Origin of the sequence: Streptomyces sp. NBRC 110028 (assembly GCF_001417735.1) — a bacterium.
GTDB lineage: Bacteria > Actinomycetota > Actinomycetes > Streptomycetales > Streptomycetaceae > Streptomyces.
Genome location: NZ_BBUZ01000022.1, coordinates 1,021,708 through 1,039,204, shown reverse-complemented (window position 1 = coordinate 1,039,204; position 17,497 = coordinate 1,021,708). Strand labels below are relative to the sequence as shown.

Annotated in this window: 18 protein-coding genes and 1 pseudogene; 8 read left to right on the top strand and 11 right to left on the bottom strand. The window is 70.5% G+C overall.

Features of this window, described 5'->3' with window-relative positions:
* Window positions 1-127 precede the first annotated feature (127 nt).
* On the top strand, window positions 128-1,585 hold the full coding sequence (locus tag ASC60_RS04815; RefSeq protein WP_055546898.1) for a helix-turn-helix transcriptional regulator: 1,458 nt from the start codon (window positions 128-130) through the stop codon (window positions 1,583-1,585).
* 52 nt (window positions 1,586-1,637) lie between these two features.
* Here ASC60_RS04815 and ASC60_RS04810 read toward each other — a convergent pair whose 3' ends face one another.
* The 4 genes from ASC60_RS04810 to ASC60_RS04800 form a co-directional block, all read right to left on the bottom strand.
* Window positions 1,638-2,966 (bottom strand): CoA transferase, encoded by a 1,329-nt coding sequence (locus ASC60_RS04810; protein WP_055546896.1) that lies wholly within the window; start codon window positions 2,964-2,966, stop codon window positions 1,638-1,640.
* Window positions 2,967-2,970: 4 nt separating this feature from the next.
* Window positions 2,971-3,135 carry a hypothetical protein gene (locus ASC60_RS41480; protein WP_159043203.1) on the bottom strand — a complete coding sequence of 55 codons (165 nt, stop codon included), beginning with the start codon at window positions 3,133-3,135 and terminating at the stop codon, window positions 2,971-2,973.
* Between the two features lie 147 nt (window positions 3,136-3,282).
* Window positions 3,283-4,482: a serine hydrolase gene (locus ASC60_RS04805; RefSeq protein ID WP_234356780.1), complete on the bottom strand. Its 1,200-nt coding sequence runs from the start codon at window positions 4,480-4,482 to the stop codon at window positions 3,283-3,285.
* Window positions 4,483-5,099: 617 nt separating this feature from the next.
* Complete coding sequence (locus ASC60_RS04800; RefSeq protein WP_063787074.1) at window positions 5,100-5,543, bottom strand: SRPBCC domain-containing protein; 444 nt, start codon at window positions 5,541-5,543, stop codon at window positions 5,100-5,102.
* Window positions 5,544-5,626: 83 nt separating this feature from the next.
* On the opposite strand from ASC60_RS04800, the gene ASC60_RS04795 reads away from it, so the two are divergent.
* Together ASC60_RS04795 and ASC60_RS04790 are read left to right on the top strand one after the other, a co-directional pair.
* Window positions 5,627-6,235: a TetR family transcriptional regulator gene (locus tag ASC60_RS04795; RefSeq protein ID WP_159043202.1), complete on the top strand. Its 609-nt coding sequence runs from the start codon at window positions 5,627-5,629 to the stop codon at window positions 6,233-6,235.
* 467 nt (window positions 6,236-6,702) lie between these two features.
* Window positions 6,703-7,575: a D-alanyl-D-alanine carboxypeptidase family protein gene (locus ASC60_RS04790; protein WP_055547277.1), complete on the top strand. Its 873-nt coding sequence runs from the start codon at window positions 6,703-6,705 to the stop codon at window positions 7,573-7,575.
* A 138-nt stretch (window positions 7,576-7,713) separates the two neighbouring features.
* Here the strand turns inward: ASC60_RS04790 and ASC60_RS04785 are convergent, their stop codons facing one another.
* Genes ASC60_RS04785 through ASC60_RS04770 form a run of 4 tightly spaced genes read right to left on the bottom strand, consistent with a single transcriptional unit; the run spans window position 7,714 to window position 11,506 of the window.
* Complete coding sequence (locus tag ASC60_RS04785; protein WP_055546888.1) at window positions 7,714-8,748, bottom strand: L-idonate 5-dehydrogenase; 1,035 nt, start codon at window positions 8,746-8,748, stop codon at window positions 7,714-7,716.
* Window positions 8,749-8,774: 26 nt separating this feature from the next.
* A complete protein-coding gene (locus ASC60_RS04780; protein ID WP_055546886.1) occupies window positions 8,775-9,545 on the bottom strand; it encodes an SDR family oxidoreductase in 771 nt (256 codons plus the stop codon).
* A gap of 33 nt (window positions 9,546-9,578) precedes the next feature.
* Entirely contained in the window at window positions 9,579-10,976 is a 1,398-nt protein-coding gene (locus ASC60_RS04775) for a gluconate:H+ symporter (protein ID WP_055546884.1), read from the bottom strand.
* 35 nt (window positions 10,977-11,011) lie between these two features.
* Window positions 11,012-11,506, bottom strand: coding sequence for a gluconokinase (locus ASC60_RS04770; protein ID WP_055546881.1), 495 nt, complete (start codon window positions 11,504-11,506; stop codon window positions 11,012-11,014).
* A gap of 169 nt (window positions 11,507-11,675) precedes the next feature.
* On the opposite strand from ASC60_RS04770, the gene ASC60_RS04765 reads away from it, so the two are divergent.
* Window positions 11,676-12,386 (top strand): FadR/GntR family transcriptional regulator, encoded by a 711-nt coding sequence (locus ASC60_RS04765; RefSeq protein WP_055546879.1) that lies wholly within the window; start codon window positions 11,676-11,678, stop codon window positions 12,384-12,386.
* A gap of 99 nt (window positions 12,387-12,485) precedes the next feature.
* Here the strand turns inward: ASC60_RS04765 and ASC60_RS04760 are convergent, their stop codons facing one another.
* A complete protein-coding gene (locus ASC60_RS04760) occupies window positions 12,486-13,505 on the bottom strand; it encodes an NAD(P)-dependent alcohol dehydrogenase (RefSeq protein ID WP_055546877.1) in 1,020 nt (339 codons plus the stop codon).
* A 91-nt stretch (window positions 13,506-13,596) separates the two neighbouring features.
* Between ASC60_RS04760 and ASC60_RS04755 the strand changes: the two genes are divergently transcribed.
* On the top strand, window positions 13,597-14,172 hold the full coding sequence (locus tag ASC60_RS04755) for a TetR family transcriptional regulator (protein WP_055546875.1): 576 nt from the start codon (window positions 13,597-13,599) through the stop codon (window positions 14,170-14,172).
* 19 nt (window positions 14,173-14,191) lie between these two features.
* On the opposite strand, the gene ASC60_RS04750 is transcribed toward ASC60_RS04755, so the two are convergent.
* Both ASC60_RS04750 and ASC60_RS04745 read right to left on the bottom strand, forming a co-directional pair.
* Window positions 14,192-14,575, bottom strand: coding sequence for a VOC family protein (locus ASC60_RS04750; RefSeq protein ID WP_055546873.1), 384 nt, complete (start codon window positions 14,573-14,575; stop codon window positions 14,192-14,194).
* A gap of 224 nt (window positions 14,576-14,799) precedes the next feature.
* Window positions 14,800-15,375: pseudogene (locus ASC60_RS04745) on the bottom strand (aldo/keto reductase); the annotation flags it as partial.
* Between the two features lie 183 nt (window positions 15,376-15,558).
* On the opposite strand from ASC60_RS04745, the gene ASC60_RS04740 reads away from it, so the two are divergent.
* The 3 genes from ASC60_RS04740 (at window position 15,559) to ASC60_RS04730 (ending at window position 17,385) form a co-directional block, all read left to right on the top strand.
* Window positions 15,559-16,152, top strand: a complete 594-nt coding sequence (locus ASC60_RS04740; protein ID WP_055546871.1) for a TetR/AcrR family transcriptional regulator — start codon at window positions 15,559-15,561, stop codon at window positions 16,150-16,152.
* Window positions 16,153-16,188: 36 nt separating this feature from the next.
* Window positions 16,189-16,671, top strand: a complete 483-nt coding sequence (locus ASC60_RS04735; protein ID WP_199830860.1) for a GNAT family N-acetyltransferase — start codon at window positions 16,189-16,191, stop codon at window positions 16,669-16,671.
* Window positions 16,672-16,773: 102 nt separating this feature from the next.
* Window positions 16,774-17,385: a hypothetical protein gene (locus tag ASC60_RS04730; protein ID WP_055546869.1), complete on the top strand. Its 612-nt coding sequence runs from the start codon at window positions 16,774-16,776 to the stop codon at window positions 17,383-17,385.
* Window positions 17,386-17,497: the final 112 nt, after the last annotated feature.

Below are 17,497 nucleotides of genomic sequence, written 5' to 3'. Positions count from 1 at the left end.
CAACCGCCACAAATTCCGGGCAGGTTGGAACGCTGGAACGCCGAAACGGGCTTTTACCAGGGGGAACGTAAAGCGCCTGGAACGCGGAAATGGGACGCGCCGGGCCGGCGGGGAAGGGGAGGGAACGGTGTCAGGAGTGACAGGGGCCACCGAGGCGACGGGGGCGGCCGGGGACGCCGAGGCGTTCGCGGAACTGCTGCGGGGGCTCAAGGAACAGTCGAAGCTGAGCTACGGGACGCTCGCCAAGCGGCTGCACATGAGCAGGTCGACACTGCACCGCTACTGCAATGGCAGCGCGGTGCCGGCCGACTACGCGCCGGTCGAACGGCTCGCCCGGATGTGCCGGGCGACCCCCGAGGAACTGGTCGAGCTGCACCGGCGCTGGATTCTGGCGGACGCGGCGCGAAGACGTAAGGGGCCGGGGCCGAATGGAGCGATACGCGATGCCGAGGAACCCGAGCGGGCCGCCCCGACGCCTGGGAAACCGGCCCCCGGCGCCGACGAACCCGAGCGGGCCCCGACGCCGCCCGAGGAACCGGCGCCCGGCGCCGACGAACCCGAGCGGACCGCGACACCGGGGGAACCGGCCACCGGCACCGAGGGCCACCCCACCGCTCCGGAGGTCGTCGGCGGCACCACCCCGCCCGCTCCCCCGCGGACCCGTCGGCGCCGCACCGCGCTCATCGCCTCCGTCGCCGTGGCCGCCGTTCTGGGCGCCGTCGTGCTGGCCGTGAATCTGCCGTTCCCCGGGGGCGACAGCGGCGACAAGTGGAAGGCCGCCGCGGACCCCGCCGGGGGCACCACCCCGGTCACCACGACCGATACGGCCACCGCCACCGCCACTCCCCGGGCCGGCCGGAGGAACGATGAGCGGCCGTCCGCGTCGGACTCCCCCGCCCCGGCTCGGCGCGCGGAGAGCGGCAGATCCGCCGCCTCGGCCCCGGGGCCCGACGCTCCCGACGGCGGGGACGCCGCCGAGCGCACCGGCGGCGTACCGCTCAACGTCGCCACCCGCCCCTACGTCTACGACAGCCCGTGCAGCCAGCACTTCCTCGTCGACAAGGAGCCCGAACACGTCGGTCCGCCCGCCGCCGAGCAGGACGCGCCCCGCTGGGCCGCCGCGAACGGCGCGGTCTCCTCGGGGGAGCAGCGCGTCGCCCTCACCGTGCAGGGCGCCGGGAAGGACACCGTCGTCCTGGAGGCGCTGCACATACGCGTCGTCACGAAGGGCGCCCCGCTCGCCTGGAACGACTACTCGATGGGCGTCGGCTGTGGCGGCGGCGTGGACACCAAGTCGTTCGACATCGACCTCGACAACGGCAGCCCCACCGTCACCGTCAAGAACGGCCAGCGTGACTTCCCGTACAAGGTCAGCGAGTCCGACCCGGAGGTCTTCTACGTCACCGCCCGCACCACGGCGCACGACGTCCGCTGGGACCTCGCCCTGGACTGGTCCAGCGGCAACCGCCGCGGCACCGTGCACATCGACAACAACGGCACCCCGTTCCGCACCAGCGCCGACACCGGCCGCCCCGGCTACGACTACCCGCTGGGCGGCCGGGAGTGGATCGATCGGGCCGGGTGAACCCCGGAAGGCGACTCACGGTCGCGCCCGGGCAGAACGGGGGACCAGGCTCTCAGACCCACGCCGGGGCGTCGGTGCCCCAGCGGCCGGGCGGGCGCGCCCAGTTACGGGGAGCGCCGTCGTAGGCGAGCGGCGGGAGGGCGTGGCGCAGGCGGCCGTACGGGGACGGGGTCTTCGTCAGCCAGGGGTCCGGGGCGTACGTCCCGTCCGGCGGCGGTGCGGGGGTGATGCCGTGGAGGAGCCAGGACGCCGTTCCGGCCAGGGAGAGGCGGAGGTGGCGGCCGCCGCCCGTGTCCATGCGGCCGGTCAGGGCGCGGAGTACGCCCGCGGCGAGGAGGTAGCCGGTGCCGTGGTCGAGGGCCTGGGCGGGCAGTACGCCGGGGCGGCCGTCGTCGGCGGCCTCGGTCAGCGCGATGCCGGTCCCGGCCTGCACCAGGCTGTCGAAGCCGCGCCGGGCGGCCCACGGCCCGCTCCAGCCCCAGGCGCCCAGCCGGGCGACGATCAGCCCGGGGTGATCGGTGAGGAAGCGGTCCAGCGCGCCGGGACGGTAACCGGTGACCACGACGTCGGCTCGGGCGAGGAGTTCGTCGAAGGTCCGCCGGTCGTGGGGGTCGGCGAGGTCGAGGCGGGTCGAGCGCTTGCCGAATCCGGTGTCGGTGTGGGCGTCGGGGTCCTCGGGGAGGTGCGGGGAGTCGACGCGCAGCACGTCCGCGCCCAGCAGCGCCAGGGTGCGGGTCGCGACGGGACCGGCGATGACCCGGGTCAGGTCCAGCACCCGGACCCCCTCGGCGGGGAGCGCCGCGGGCGGGAGGGGGCGTGGGGCGCCGCCTGCGGTGTCCCGGGATTCCACCAAGGGGAGGGTACGGATGGGGAGTTCGCCCGGCGGTGCGGCGGCCACGGCCAGCGCGCCCGCCGCGTACGCCGTCTCCTGGACCTCCCGTGACGGGCGCTGCGCCAGCTCGGCCGCCAGCGCGTCCGCGTCGGCGCCCTCCCGCAGGCCCAGCGCGGTCAGCAGCCGGGCGCGGTGGTGCGGGTAGTTGGCGTGGGTGCGTACCCAGCCGTCGGCCGTGCGCCAGAAGCCGGACAGCGGGGCGAAGGTGGTGGCCTCGCGGCCGTCGATCCGCAGATGGCGTTCGCTGACGAACGCGGTGGCGACCGCGCCCTCGTGCACCCGGACGGCGGGAACCCCGCCCCCGGAGCGGCGCGCCGCCAGTTCGGCGGCGGCCAGCGAGCACACCCCCACGGTGGCCCGGGCCAGTTGCCGCACCGGCAGCCGGGCGGGCAGCACCGGGCCCGCCGGGACGTACGTGACGCGCTCGGCGAGCGCGGGCGGCCCGCCGAGCGCGTCCCAGGCGTGAGACGTGGCCGCGTCGAGTGTCATGGGGTCATTGTGCCGCCGGGCCGAACGTGACCTCGATGCCCGCGACGATCGTGCGCAGGGCCTCCTCGAAGCGGGTCTCGTGGCGGAAGCGCCCGCCCCCGGACGCGCGTCCGTGGTTGCGTATCGTGTCGGCGGCCCGGCCCCCGATCTGCTCGACCCGGACGGCCACATCCGCGACGGGTACGGGTATCAGAGGGAAGTACGTAACGTGATTTCGCGATTTCGCATTTGCCGTCAGCAGATCATGGCGGTGTTCGCTGCAACCGACACCCCGTTGCGGGCACGGACGGTATGCGGGGCACAGCTGGCTCCGGGGCTACTGGTGCCGTGGGAGAGCCTGTGCCTTCTGCGCCGAAAGGGTCTTGTAGACGGTACCGGCGAGGTCGGGCAGCGTGTCCCCTTCGCCAACGGCACTGTTGACAGCGATGGCGATGATCATGCCAGTTTTCGGGAAGTACATGTGCAGCACCCGGTTTCCATAAGTGGCCCCCTCATAGGCCCAGACCGTCCCGGTCACAGGATGGACCAATTTCACGACACCGAGCCCGAAACCCATGGGATCGTCGGCCGTGACGCTCTTGATGGGCTTACTCGTCTTCGTCGAGACCAGGGACTCCAGCTCGCGCTGCTGCGCTGAGGGCAGCAGTCGACCGCTGTACAGCGCCCTGTCCCAAGCCGTCATGTCGTTCAGTGAACTCACCAGGCCACCCGCCCCCTGCGCCCAGGACAGGCGGAGCCGAGGAAGTGACTTGTTGAGATGCTTCGGCAGGACGGAATGGGTGGAGTACGGCGTCGGCATGCGCGAGGCCGTGTCCGGAGGGCAGTCCGGGGGGAGGCAGGTGTCGTTCATTCCGAGAGGTTCGATGATGCGCTCGGCGAGCCGCTCATGGTAAGTATCGTGCGACGCTCGTTCGACAATCATCTGCGCGAGGAGGTAGTTCGTATTCGAGTACTCGTACTTCGCGGGACCCAGTGGCAGGCCCTCCACATAGGACATCAGGCGCTCCAGCGTGAAGCGCGTGGAGGGATTGGCGTCGAAATCCTTCAGGAACGCATTCTGCTCGGTGTAGCTGGGGATGCCGCTGGTCATCGACAGCAGTTGCTTGATGGTGACATCGCGCCACGCCGGATACTGGGGAAGCCACTTTCCCAGCTTGTCCCGTATGGACAGCTTTCCTTCGGCCTCCAGTTGAAGCAGCAGCACGGACGTGAACGCCTTGGTGTTGCTGCCTATCTGCCACAGCGCCTTGCTGTTCACCGGTCGACCACCGCCGTAGCGGGACGTCCCCGCATCGACCGAGATATCAGGTCGCTGATCGGCATAGGTCACCCGAAGGGAGACCGCTGAGAAATGATCCTTGGTGCCCTGAGCGTCCAGATATTTCTCGAGGTCACTTCGCAGTGACGCGGTGGCACTGCGAACGGATGGCTCCACCTCCGCATTCGCGACGGCCGGCCCACTTCCCTGCACCATCATCCCCGAAACAACCGCCGCGGTGACCGTCGCCAGGGCCACGAGGCGCTTCCCTTGCCGACCACCCCGCCGACGAAGCCTGTACCTCACTGTCGCTATTCCTCCATCGAATCGAACAGAACTGGGAACGACGATCACGCTACGCAGTGGAGGCACGGCAGGTAATGGGGGTAACCCCCGCTTGGCAGTGGTGCTGACCCGCTGAGTGAGGCCAATTACAGCTTCGAAGGCAGCCATCTGCCCGTCGGAAGAGGAGAGACCGCGACGGTCATTGACTCATCACTGAGGTGCGACAACTGGCGAAGCTGGAGCCCCTGCTCCCTGCTGGGAAGAAGTCCGGACGACCGCCGGTACACACCAAGCGGCAGCTGATAGACGGCATACGCCGGCGCACCCGCCTACCTGCGCAAGCGCGGCATCCGCTGCACGATCCCGGAGAAGCGCGACCAGACCGCTTGCCCCCATCGAAAGGGCACACCTGCGCCGGTCACCGGTCCGGACCAGATCGCCAGCCTGGACATACGAAGACGCGAGCGCCTCGGCGGCATCCTCCACGCATACCGGCATGCCGCGTGACCTGGGCGGATGAAGTTCTGGCAAGCGCACCGTCCTGCCGATTCAACGCCCCGCATAGATCACGAAAGAGGCGGAACGGGCAGTCATGCCTCCACGCGGCGTTTCAGCGCCTGGTTGAAGGCTTCGAACCCCTCGTCGCCTCCGCGCGGCCCTTCCTTGACCAGCCGGGCCAGCAACCCGCTGAAGTGCTCCCGGTGAGTCAGCCTTGTCCCGCCGTCGGGCAAGTCCGCGAGCACGAATTCGTGAACACCGGTGTAGATCGCATGGGGCAGCCAGGTGGCGCCGGGAATCGCGGCTGCCCACGCCAGCCTGACACCCGGTGTCGCCTCAAGGACAGGCACGTCCACTACGTAAGGCTTTCTGTCGGGCGGCCCGAGAACGACTCGTAGCCGGTTGCCGACTTCGGCCTGTCCGTCGAGTTCCTGGATGTACGTCGTCCACGTCGGGTAGCGCGGAAAGTCGGTGAGCACCTCCCACACCCGCTGCGGGCTCGCTCCTATGTCCACTACCGCTTCGATCGTTCGCATGCCGCGCAACATAGCCCCTCTCTGAACCAAGTACAAATATGCATCCAGTTCAAATTTATGTCAGCGGCGGCTATGCTCCTGACGTGCACACCGAAGCTAGCGACTCGCGCGAGGTCGGGCTGCGAGCCAGCAAGAAGGCAATGACGTGGCGGGCGATCCGCACCACAGCCCTGACCCTGTTCGAGGAGCGCGGGTTCGACGCGGTCACCATCGACGAGATCGCCGCCGCAGCCAACGTCGCACGTGGGACCTTCTTCAACTACTTCGAAAGCAAAGAGGCGGTCGTCGTCACCTACGGCGCGCACGAGGCCGAGATCCAGCGCCGCCTGATGGAGCAACGGCCGGCAGACGAGTCACTGTGGGACTCGTTGGTGGCGATCATCCTCGGCTACCTCGACGAGTTCGAACCGCAGATCGTCGTGCATCTGCGTCTCAAGGCGGGCTCACCCACCCTGTCCCGGTCCGCTCGACCGATGACCCAACGGCTTGTGGCCGACCTGCGAACCTGGGCGCTCGAACGCCATTCCCACCTGTCCGAGCCGGAGATCATGCTCTTGATCAACGTCGCGGTCACCGCCCTCGGGACCGGTGTCCACTACTGGCAGACCGACCAACCTGCCGCAGACAGGATCGCCGTGGTGCGCGCGATGCTGGACCACGTCGGCACTGGCCTGGCAACTGCCCGTAGGTGACTTCGCGTGTCAGCATGCCGCGTACCGAGAGTCGATACACAGACGGGCGACCACGCCGTCCAGCGCCGCGTTCCGCCTGGTCCACGGTCCGTGCACCCAGGGCGCGAGCGACGGCTGGGGGACGGGTCAGTGTGTGCCACCACCCCCACGCGGAGAGCGAAACGGACATCAGCTCACGTACCACCCTCTCAGGGCGTCGTGGTCATACGGCCGAACGGGTACGTGGGGTGCGCGGCCGACCGTGCGGCAGACCGCGCGGCCGGCCGTACGGACGAGATGACGGGATATCTGACCAGGTTGGGCACGTAGGACGATACGGCGGGAAACCGCACAGCGGGTACGGCTACCATCGCGAAGCGCACATCCATTGACCGCTCTCATGCGTCCCTGGCTCGACGGCTCTCCCTCCGGACAGCCGCGCCCATAGGGACATTTGGAGTATTCATTTGAAAACCACCACCAAGCGCATGCGTCGCCTCTCCGCGCTGAGCGTTCTCGCCGCGGGATCCGTCCTGGCCTCCGGGGCGTTCGTCCCCGCGCAGGCCGCCGCCGCCGCTGCGCCCACGATCACCGCCAAGGGCGGGTACGTGATGAACAACGGGACGGGCAAGGACCTTTACAAGAAGGCCGCCGACACCCGTCTCTCCACCGGCTCCACCACCAAGATCATGACCGCCCGCGTGGTGCTGGCCCAGCCGGGCCTGAACCTCGACTCCAAGGTCACGGTCCAGAAGGCGTACAGCGACTACATCGTCGACAACAACTGGGCTTCCTCGGCCCGGCTGATCGTCGGCGACAAGGTCACCGTCCGCCAGCTGCTCTACGGGCTGATGCTGCCGTCCGGCTGTGACGCCGCGTACGCCCTGGCCGACAAGTTCGGCACCGGCTCGACCCGGGCCGCGCGGGTGAAGTCGTTCATCGGCAAGATGAACTCCACCGCCAAGAGCCTCGGCCTGAAGAACACGCACTTCGACTCGTTCGACGGCATAGGGCACGGCCAGAACTACTCCACGCCGCGCGACCTGACGAAGCTCGCGAGCAACGCGATGAAGTACTCGACGTTCCGCACGGTCGTGAAGACGAAGAAGACCACGCAGAAGACCGTCACCAAGAGCGGCGGCTACCGCAACATGACGTGGGAGAACACCAATCCGCTGCTCGGCACCTACTCGGGCGCCATCGGCGTGAAGACCGGTTCGGGCCCGGAGGCCAAGTACTGTCTGGTCTTCGCCGCCACCCGCAGCAACAAGACGGTCATCGGCACCGTCCTCGCCTCCTCCGCGGTCGGCACCCGCACCACCGACGCGAAGAAGCTGCTGGACTACGGCTTCAAGCGGTAAGGACGCACGGACACCGGAAGGGGCCTGCTCGCGAGCCACGCGAGCAGGCCCTTCGCGCTTATCAGGCGGCTCCGGCCTGGCGGTGGAGGGACAGGGCCTCGTTGCCCAGCGTCGGGTGGTACTCGTTCTGCCCCGCGCTCACGCCCCGTCGAAATCCAGCAGCACCTTGCAGGACTGGCGGCGGTCGGCGGCCTGGGCGAACGCCTCCGCCGCCTCCCGCACCGGCCGGACCCCGCTGATCAGCGCGTCGAACGACGGCTCCGCCGCGAGCAGCCGCAGCGCGTCGTCGAACTCCTCGTGGAAGCGGAACGCGCCGCGCAGGTCGATCTCCCGGGCGACCAGCAGGTTCCCGGCGAACGGGCTCTGCCCGGGCGGCAGCATGCCCAACTGGACGATCACCCCGCCGCGTCGCACCCGGTGCAGACAGGTGTCGAGCCCGGCGGCGACACCCGACGCCTCGATCGCGACATCCACCTCATCGGTGGGCCAGTTCGGGTCGTCCGGGTCGTCGGCCCGTACGCACGCCGTCGCACCGGCCGCCGCCGCGAACTGAAGGGCCCGGGGCAGCACATCGGTGGCGGTGATGGCCGCGGCGCCCGCCGCCCGCGCGGCGGCGACGGCCAGACAGCCGATCGGCCCGGACCCGGTCACCAGCACATGGCGTCCGGTCAGATCGCCCGCGCGGCGCACCGCGTGCAGGGCGACGGACAGCGGTTCGGCGAGCGCCGCCCGGCGCGGCTCAAGGCCCTCGGGCAGGGTCCGCAACTGCCCTGCGGGTACGGCGATACGGGACGCGAAGCCGCCCTGTACGTGGGGGAAGCGGGCCGCGCTGCCCAGGTAGCGGGTGTCGCGGCAGATGTTGGCGCGGCCGCCCGCGCATTCGGGGCACACCCCGCACGGCGTCGCCGGGTGCACGGCGACCGGGGTGCCGGGGGCGGGCCCGCTCGCGCCCTCGCCGTACGACACGACCGTGCCGACGACCTCGTGCCCCAGCACCATGGGCTGCTTCAGCCGGAAGTCGCCCACGCCGCCGTGGCTGTAGTAGTGGAGATCCGACCCGCAGATCCCGCCGTACCGGATCGCCACCAGCGCCTGGCCGGGCGCCACCTCCGGTTCGGGGAGTTCGTCGACCCGCAGATCTCCCTGCCCATGGATCACACAGCCCAGCGCCATCCGTCCTGCCTCCTTCGTCATGTGCTTCACAACACGCTCGTCATGCCGCCGTCGACATACAGCACCTGCCCGCTGACGAAGTCGGCGGCGGGCGAGGCGAGATAGAGCAGCGCCCCGATCAGGTCCTCGGTGCGGCCCCAGCGGCCCGCCGGGGTCCGGCCGCGCACCCAGGTGCTGAACTGCTCGTCCTCGACGAGCGGCCGGGTCAGCTCGGTCTCGATGTAGCCGGGGCCGACCCCGTTGACCTGGATGCCGTACGGGCCCCAGTCGGCGCACATGCCCTTGGTGAGCATCTTCAGCGCACCCTTGGTGGCCGCGTACGGGGCGATGCCCGGACGGACCACCTCGCTCTGCAGCGAGCAGATGTTGACGATCTTGCCGTGGCCGCGGGCGGTCATGCGCCGCGCGGTCTCCCGGCCCACCAGGAACGCGCTGGTCAGGTTGGTGTCCACGATCTGCCGCCAGGCTTCGTCGGTGAACTCCACCAGCGGGGCGCGGTTCTGCATCCCGGCGTTGTTGACCAGGATGTCGAGCGGACCGACCCGCTCCTCCACGTCGGCGATCCCGGCGGCGACGGCCGGGCCGTCGGTGACGTCGAAGGCGGCGGTGTGCACGCCCGCCTCCGCGCCGCCGAGTCCGGCCGCGGCCTTGTCCAGGGCCTCCTGGTCGCGGCCGTTGAGGACGACCGTGCAACCGGCCTCCACCAGGCCGCGGGCGAGCGCGTGCCCGATGCCGCGGCTGGAGCCGGTCACCAGGGCGGTGCGGCCCGCGATGTCGAAGAGCGGATGTGTCGTCATGACGTACGTATTCCTTCCGGGGCCTTCCGGACCTCACATGACCAGCGACAGCAGCAGGACGAAGACGAGCGCGACGACCGAGATGACCGTCTCCATCACCGACCAGGTCCGCACCGTCTGCCCCACGCTCATCCCGAAGTACTCCTTGACGAGCCAGAATCCCGCGTCGTTGACATGGCTGAAGAAGAGCGACCCGGCACCGATGGCGAGCACCAGCAGCGCCACGTGGGTGGTGGACATGTCGGCGGTGAGCGGCCCCATCAGCCCGGCGGCGGAGATCGTGGCCACGGTCGCCGAACCGGTCGCCAGCCGGATCGCGACCGCGATCAGCCAGGCCAGCAGCAGCGCGGAAACGTTCCAGTCCTTCGAGATGTCCATGATCACGTTGCCGACGCCGAGGTCGATGAGCGTCTGCTTGAAGCCGCCGCCCGCCGCGACGATCAGCAGGATTCCGGCGATCGGGGCGAGCGAGGTCTCCACGGTGGTGGAGATGCGGTCCCGGGTGAAGCCCGCCGCCCGGCCGAGGGTGAACATGCCCACGATCACCGCGGCCAGCAGCGCGACCAGCGGGTTTCCGATGACGTCGGCGATCCGCTGGACGGTGTTCTCCGGGTCGTCCACGGCGATGTCGACCAGTGCCTTGATCAGCATCAGCACGACCGGGAGCAGCACGGTGGCCACGGTGGCGGCGAATCCGGGCCGCCGCTCCAGGTCCTCCGAGGGGCGCGCCGGCATCAGCCGGTCCGGCGGGGTGACGTCGACCCAGCGGTCGGCGAAGCGCGAGAAGACCGGGCCCGCGATGATCGCGGTCGGCACCGCGATGAGCACGCCGAGCGCCAGGGTCACGCCCAGGTCGGCGTGGACCGCGTCGATCGCGGCGAGCGGGCCGGGGTGCGGTGGCACCAGGCCGTGCATCACGGACAGGCCCGCGAGCGCCGGAATGCCGATCCGCATCATGGAGAAGTTGCCGCGCTTGGCGACCAGCAGCACCACCGGAATCATCAGCACCATGCCGACCTCGAAGAAGAGCGGCAGGCCGATGATCCCCGCGATGAGCACCATCGCCCAGGGCATCGTCCGTTTGCTCGCCTTGCCGAGGATCGTGTCCACGATCTGGTCGGCGCCGCCCGAGTCGGCCAGCAGCTTGCCGAGGATCGCCCCGAGGGCGATCAGCACGCCCACGCCCGCGACGGTGGCGCCCAGCCCGCCCGAGAAGCTGGTGATCACCTTGTCGAGCGGCGCCCCCGCGACGGCGCCGAGCGCCAGCGAGCCGATCGTCAGCGACAAGAACGCGTGCAGCTTGGTCTTGGTGATGAGCAGGACGAGAACGGCTATGCCGACGAGGACGGCTATGCCCAGCTGCGCGTGACCGGCCGACGTGATCGGGTCGACGGTGTCCGCTGCCAGCATCTCGGCGCTGAGTCTGGTCACGGAGGGTTCCTCACGTACGTGAATGACGTGGCGGGCTATCGCAGCGCGGCGACGGCCCGCTCGGTGATGGTTTCGGGGCCCGGGGCGATGTCGACGGCGACGCCGTGCTCGTCCGGCTGGAGCGGCTCCAGGGTGGCGAGCTGCGAGTCGAGCATCTTCTCGGAGAAGAAGTGGCCCTTGCGCTCCTTCATCCGGTCGGCGATCAGCTTGCGATCGCCGGTGAGGTGGAGGAAGACGACCCCGGGCTCGGCGGCGCGCAGCCGGTCCCGGTAGCTCCGCTTCAGCGCGGAGCAGCTGACCACGCCGCCGTGGGCCACGTGGTCATGGGCCCAGGCGCCGATGGCGTCCAGCCACGGCCTGCGGTCCTCGTCGTCCAGCGGGGTACCGGCCGACATCTTGGCGATGTTGGCCGGCGGGTGGAAGTCGTCGGCCTCGGCGTACGGCACACCGAGTGCCTCGGCCAGCAGGGGGCCGATCGTGGTCTTGCCCGTACCGGACACTCCCATGACGACGACCAGGGGGGCATGCATGTGGAAAACCTCGCTGTCTGCTCCGGTGCTGTCTTCCTCGACTGTCTTTCCGACCTCGGCACCGCTGGCAGCACACTCAACCCCACAGGTACGACGTATTCAAGAGTTCGTGACTTAAAAGTCATACTTAAATGAGAGGGGCGGCGGGGCGGCCCCGTAGTCTGACCCCATGGACAACCAGGGGCCCGCAGGCCGGGGACTGCACGCTCGGGTGCTGGCGTCCCTCGGGCCCGCGATCACCGCGGGCGACTACCCGCCGGGGACGGTGCTGCGCACCGACGAGCTGGAGCGCCGCTTCGATGTCTCACGGACCGTGGTCCGCGAGGTGGTGCGGGTCCTGGAATCCATGCACCTGGTCCGCTCCCGCCGCCGCGTCGGGGTGACCGTCCTCCCCCCGGAGGAGTGGGACGTCTTCGACTCGCAGGTCATCCGCTGGCGCCTGGCCGGCCCCGACCGCCCCCGCCAGCTGCGCTCCCTGACCTCCCTGCGCTCGGCCATCGAACCGGCCGCCGCCGCCCTGGCCGCCGAGCACGCCACCCCTGCGCAGTGCGCCGAGCTGACGGAGCACGCCCTCAACATGGTCGCCACCTCACGCGGCGAGCAGCTCCCCGCCTACCTCGTCCACGACATCGCCTTCCACCGCGTGATCCTGCGCGCCTCGGGCAACGAGATGTTCGCCCGCCTCGGCGACGTGGTGGCCGAAGTGCTGGCGGGCCGCACCGAGCACCAGGTGATGTTCAGCGACCCGGACCCGGAGGCGGTCACCCTCCACGTCCGGGTCGCCGAAGCGGTCCGCGCGGGCGACGCGGAGCGCGCCGAGCGCTACACCCGCGAGATCACCGTGGGCGCGCTGCGCGAGCTGGACATCCTGGCGCCGTAGGCCCGGACCCCCGTCCCACTGGCCCGCCGGCCCGTTGACCCACTGACCCGCCGGCGGGCAGGCCCCCGGCCGGTCGCCTGCCGCCCGCGTGAGCGGCCGTCAGAACTCCAGGACCGCGCGGTAGCGGGCCCGCCCGACCCGCACGCGGTCCAGCGCCTCCTCGATGCGCGACACCGGGTACGTCTCGGTCTCCGCCCGGATGCCGTGCCGGGCCGCGAAGTCGAGCATCTGCCCCGTTTCCACGGGCGTCCCCACGAGCCCCCCGGCGAGGGTCTTCTCGCCCAGCAGCAGGGACAGCGGATGAACGGTGAACGCGGACTCGGGTACCCCGACGACGCTCAGCCTCCCCTGCGGCCGCAGCGTCGCCAGGTACGCGTCCCACGGCAGGTCCCCGGAGACGGTCGACAGGACGAAGTCGAACGCTCCGGAGAGCCCCGCCAGCCCCTCCCCCGCCGCGCCCGCCACGACGAATTCGTGCGCCCCGAACCGCCGGGCGTCGTCCGCCTTGGTGGCCGTCGAGGAGAGGGCGGTGACATGGCACCCCCACTTCGCGAGGAACTGGAGGGCGAGGTGGCCCAGGCCGCCCACGCCGACCACGGCGACCCGGTCCGTGGGCCGCACCCCGTGCCGCACCAACGCCGTGAACACCGTCGAACCGGCGCACATGAGCGGCGCGGCCTGCTCGGACGCGAGCGCGTCGGGGAGGGGCTGCACATACCGCCAGTCACCGGCGCGCACCCGGGTCGCGAACGCGCCACCGTCGCCACGGAGCACCAGGTCGTCCTTGTCCGGGCAGAGATGCTGTCGACCGCTCAGACACCACTCGCAGGCGAAACACGCGCCGGCGGTCGCCCCGACGCCCACCCGCTGCCCGACGGACAGCCGGGTGCGGTCGACCGCGCTGCCCAGCGCCTCGACGACGCCGACCGCCTCGTGCCCGGCGACCACCGGGAAGCGGGAGATGCCGTGCAGGTCGTCGATCATGCCGACGTCGGTGTGGCAGACACCGCAGTGGGTGACGGCGACATCCACCTCGTGGGGGCCGAGGGGCGCGGGCTCGTACTCCCGCGCCCGTACCGGCCCTCGGGCTTGCTCCACCGCATACGCGCGCACAGACACGGGTTACCGCCTCTCCAAAAAACCAACTAGTTAGTTTTACGGTAGGGCAGAGGTCCGTGAAGGGCAACCAACCAGTTGGTAATCTGGCGCCATGTCCCCCGCGAAAGCCGACGCCACACGCCGTCGCCTGCTGGACGCCGCCACCGAGGACTTCGCCGCCCACGGCGTCGCGGGGGCGCGCGTGGACCGCATCGCGGCCGCCGCCGGCGTCAACAAGGCCCAGCTCTACGCCTACTTCGGCGACAAACTCGGCCTGTTCGACGCGACCTTCCGCCTGCACGCCGACGCCGTCACCGACGCCGTCCCGTTCACCGCCACGGACCTCGCCACCTACACCGTGCGGCTCTACGACGCGTTCCTCGCCCGCCCGGATCTGGTCCGTCTGGTGACCTGGGCGAAGCTGGAGGGGATCCACACCGGAAGCCTGGACCCCGGGAATCCGGCGGTCGCCGCCAAACTGCGGGCGCTCTCCGAGGCGCAGCGGAACGGCGGGGTCATCGCCTCGCTCGACCCTCAGGACATCCTCGCCCTGATCACCTCCATGGCCCTGACCTGGTCCGCGGCGGGCCCCTGCGCCACCGCGACGCAGGACGACCGACCCGAGGAGCACGACCGCCGCCGCCAGGCCCTGTCGGAGACGGTGCGGCGGTCGTTCGTCCGCTCGTGAGGGCGGGCGCCCCTCTCGCCTACGGCCGGACGTAGGGCCGGGTCATGATCTCCATGTTGTGGCCGTCGGGGTCGTCGAAGTACGCGCCGCGGCCGCCGAAGAGGGTGTTCACCTTGCCGGGTTCGGTGTGGTGCGGGTCCGCGTAGTAGGTGGCCCCGGCCGTCTCCAGGCGGGCGATCATGCCGTCGAACCGCTCCTCGGGGACGAGGAACGCGTAGTGCTGCGGCTGGATCGGCTCGTCCCGCTTCTCGTAGTAGTCGAGCGTGACGCCGTTGCCGAGGTCGACGGGGAGGAACGGGCCGAACGGGGCACCGACCTCCAGGCCGAGGACCGTGGCGAGGAATGCGGCCGACCGCTGCCGGTCCGAGGCGTAGACGGCGGTGTGGTTCAGCTGGATGTTCATGTGAGGTCTCCGGTGTCGTCGTGGTGGTGGCGCGAAAGGCCGCGGTGCGAACGATGAACAACGGAGAGGGACGGCGGGGCTCTGGCCCGCCTCGCGCTCACGCCGAGGCCGGGCGCCTCACTCGTGAATGGCCCGCTTGGGCCGACCCGGCAGTCACCCGGCCGAATCTAGCGGCCCTCCCGAGGGACATCAACGGGATAACCGGGACGTCGAGTTGCCCGCCGTCAGCGGCGCCGCGGCGACGGGTCCAGCAGCGCGGGCGGGGTGTCGTACTTCTCGTGCGGGGCGAGGTCGGTGCCGGGGGTCACGATGGCGTCGATCGCGTCGAGGACGTCGGCGGAGAGCACGGTGCCGGCGGCGGCGAGCTGCGCGCGCAGGTGGTCCAGGGTGCGGGGGCCGATGAGCGCGCTGGTGACGGCGGGGTGCGCGGTGACGAAGCCGAGCGCGAGCTGGATCATCGTCAGGCCCGCCTCGTCGGCCACCTCGGCCAGCCGCTCGACGGCGTCGAGCCGGGCGCGGTTGGCGGGGAGGGCGGTGTCGAAGCGTTCCGGCATGAACTCCGAGCGGCTGGTGGCGATCTCCCGGCCCGCGCGGACCGCGCCCGACAGCCGGCCCGAGGCCAGCGGGCTCCACACCAGTACCCCGAGCCCGTACTCCTCGGCCACGGGCAGCACGTGCGCCTCGATCCCGCGCTGGAGGATCGAGTAGCTGGGCTGTTCGGTGACGTAGCGGCTCAGGTGCTGCTCGCGGGCGGCCCACTGGGCCTGCACGATGCGGTAGGCGGGGAAGGTCGAGGAGCCGCGCCGAGCGCGAGGGTGCTGACCTGTACGCCGGTGCGGCCCAGGGTGCGGTAGCGCATGGTCGTGTTCCTCCGTCGAGGGTGGAGCTGGCATCATGAGCAAACGGAACCTCGTTCCACTTGACGATACGGAACAGCGTTCCGTTTTGGCGAGGTCACCCAGGGCAACGGAGGGAGCGGCGCGGTGAACGACACCGGCGAGGACGGCACGGGGCGCGCGGCCCCGTCCAAGCGGAAGGACGCCCGGCGCAACAAGGAGACACTGCTCGACGCGGCCGCCACGGTCTTCGTCAGATCAGGCGTGGAGGCGCCCGTACGCGACATCGCGGCCGAGGCGGGCGTCGGCATGGGCACGATCTACCGCCACTTCCCCACCCGTGCGGACCTCATCATCGCCGTCTACCGCCACCAGGTCGAAGCCTGCGCCGAGGCCGGTCCGGCCCTGCTGGCCTCCAGCGCCACCCCGCACGCCGCGCTGGGGGCGTGGATCAACCGCTTCGTCGACTTCCTGGTCACCAAGCACGGCCTCGCCGCCGTCCTGCAGTCCGACAGCTCCGGCTTCGACACGCTGCACGCCTACTTCCTCGATCGCCTCGTGCCCGTGTGCACCCAACTCCTCGACGCCGCGGCCGAATCCGGCGAGATCCGCTCCGAGGTGGAGGCGTACGAGCTGATGCGCGGCGTGGGAAACCTCTGCATCGGCGCGAACGGCGACCCCCGCTACGACCCGCGCCACCTGGTCGAACTGCTCATCGCGGGGCTGCGCCGACCGGACTGAGCCGGTGTCCTCCCCGGCGCGGCCGGGGCGCCTGCCATGATCGGCGTCATGGGGGTACACATCGCACCGGCCGAAGTGGCGGACTTCCACCAGGTCCTGACCGATCATCCCCGCTACTGGGGCGAGCGCGACCTTCGGTCGCTGCACCTTCTGGCACTGGTGCGGGAATTCGGACCCACCTGCCTGGTCGCCCGGGCGGAGGACGGCATCCGTGGGTACGTCTTCGGATTCGTCACCCCGGACCGCACCGGCTATGTGCATCTGATCGCCACACGGGACGACACCCGGGGCACGGGTCTCGGGCGTCGTCTGTACACGGCGTTCGCCGAAGCCGCGGAACGTCACGGCGCGCGGCGGCTGAAGGCGATCACGTCGGTCGGGAACACCGGCTCGATCGCCTTCCACCGCAGCCTCGGCTTCGACGCGAAGGTCGTCGACGACTACAACGGCCCGGGCCGGCCCATGGCCGTCTTCCACCGGGATCTGCCGCTCGACGTCCCGCACCCACCTCCGCGTTAGGCGGGTGTTAGCGGAGCAGCAGGCCTGCGATAGGGGCCCCGAGCAGAGTGGGTGACGTACCGAGGAGACAACGACACCGACCACCCCCCGGGGGGACCCGAAATGCACTCCACCACCGCCCGCACCGCTCGTCGCCGCACCCTGCGCCTCGCCGCCGCGGCCCTGGTCGCCGCCGCCGGCCTGACCCTGACCGCCTGCTCCGGCTCGGGCGGCACCGACCCGAAGCCCGCGTCCGCCGCGCAGGGCGCCGACGTCAAGGTCGAAGCCGCCGAGGCGGGCACGGCGAGCAAGGCGGGGTCCCTGGTCCGCACCCAGACGCTGGCGGACGGCATCAGCAAGGCCAAGATCTACAAGGTGGCCGACCAGCACTACCGCGCCGAGATCGTCGCCCGCGGTGAGGTCCTGGCCACCCTGGAGGCGAAGGACACCGAGGGCGGGCTCGACGCCAACGACATGTTCGTCGTGCTCTCGCCGGACGGTCAGATCCACTCCTGGATGGGCGGCGGGCACCATGGGCCGGGCACGTTCAAGGTCGCGGGCGGTTGGACGGTGAAGGTGAAGAAGGTCGGCGAGCTGCGTTACCGCGCGCAGTTCCTCAACGACGAGGGCGAGGATCACGGCACGCTGGAGGCGAACCAGCGCGACGCCGGGCTCAACGCCAACGGCGTGTACGTCGTGCTCAGCGCCGGCGGCGTGATCAGCGCCCACGAATAAGTCCCGCGACGGGAATCGGTGGGACGTGAGGGGTTGACGCATACCCGCCCGGGAGATTGAGTGATCGCGACCACCTTTTGATCACTCGCGTAGTGGTCCACGACCGCCATCG

Bases quoted from the DNA above. Each gene is read 5' to 3' on its own strand.
- ASC60_RS04810 (WP_055546896.1), bottom strand. From the start codon at position 2,966: ATGACACTCGACGCGGCCACGTCTCACGCCTGGGACGCGCTCGGCGGG.
- ASC60_RS04800 (WP_063787074.1), bottom strand. From the start codon at position 5,543: ATGCGAACGATCGAAGCGGTAGTGGACATAGGAGCGAGCCCGCAGCGG.
- ASC60_RS04790 (WP_055547277.1), top strand. From the start codon at position 6,703: ATGCGTCGCCTCTCCGCGCTGAGCGTTCTCGCCGCGGGATCCGTCCTG.
- ASC60_RS04785 (WP_055546888.1), bottom strand. From the start codon at position 8,748: ATGGCGCTGGGCTGTGTGATCCATGGGCAGGGAGATCTGCGGGTCGAC.
- ASC60_RS04780 (WP_055546886.1), bottom strand. From the start codon at position 9,545: ATGACGACACATCCGCTCTTCGACATCGCGGGCCGCACCGCCCTGGTG.
- ASC60_RS04770 (WP_055546881.1), bottom strand. From the start codon at position 11,506: ATGCATGCCCCCCTGGTCGTCGTCATGGGAGTGTCCGGTACGGGCAAG.
- ASC60_RS04765 (WP_055546879.1), top strand. From the start codon at position 11,676: ATGGACAACCAGGGGCCCGCAGGCCGGGGACTGCACGCTCGGGTGCTG.
- ASC60_RS04755 (WP_055546875.1), top strand. From the start codon at position 13,597: ATGTCCCCCGCGAAAGCCGACGCCACACGCCGTCGCCTGCTGGACGCC.
- ASC60_RS04750 (WP_055546873.1), bottom strand. From the start codon at position 14,575: ATGAACATCCAGCTGAACCACACCGCCGTCTACGCCTCGGACCGGCAG.
- ASC60_RS04735 (WP_199830860.1), top strand. From the start codon at position 16,189: ATGATCGGCGTCATGGGGGTACACATCGCACCGGCCGAAGTGGCGGAC.
- ASC60_RS04730 (WP_055546869.1), top strand. From the start codon at position 16,774: ATGCACTCCACCACCGCCCGCACCGCTCGTCGCCGCACCCTGCGCCTC.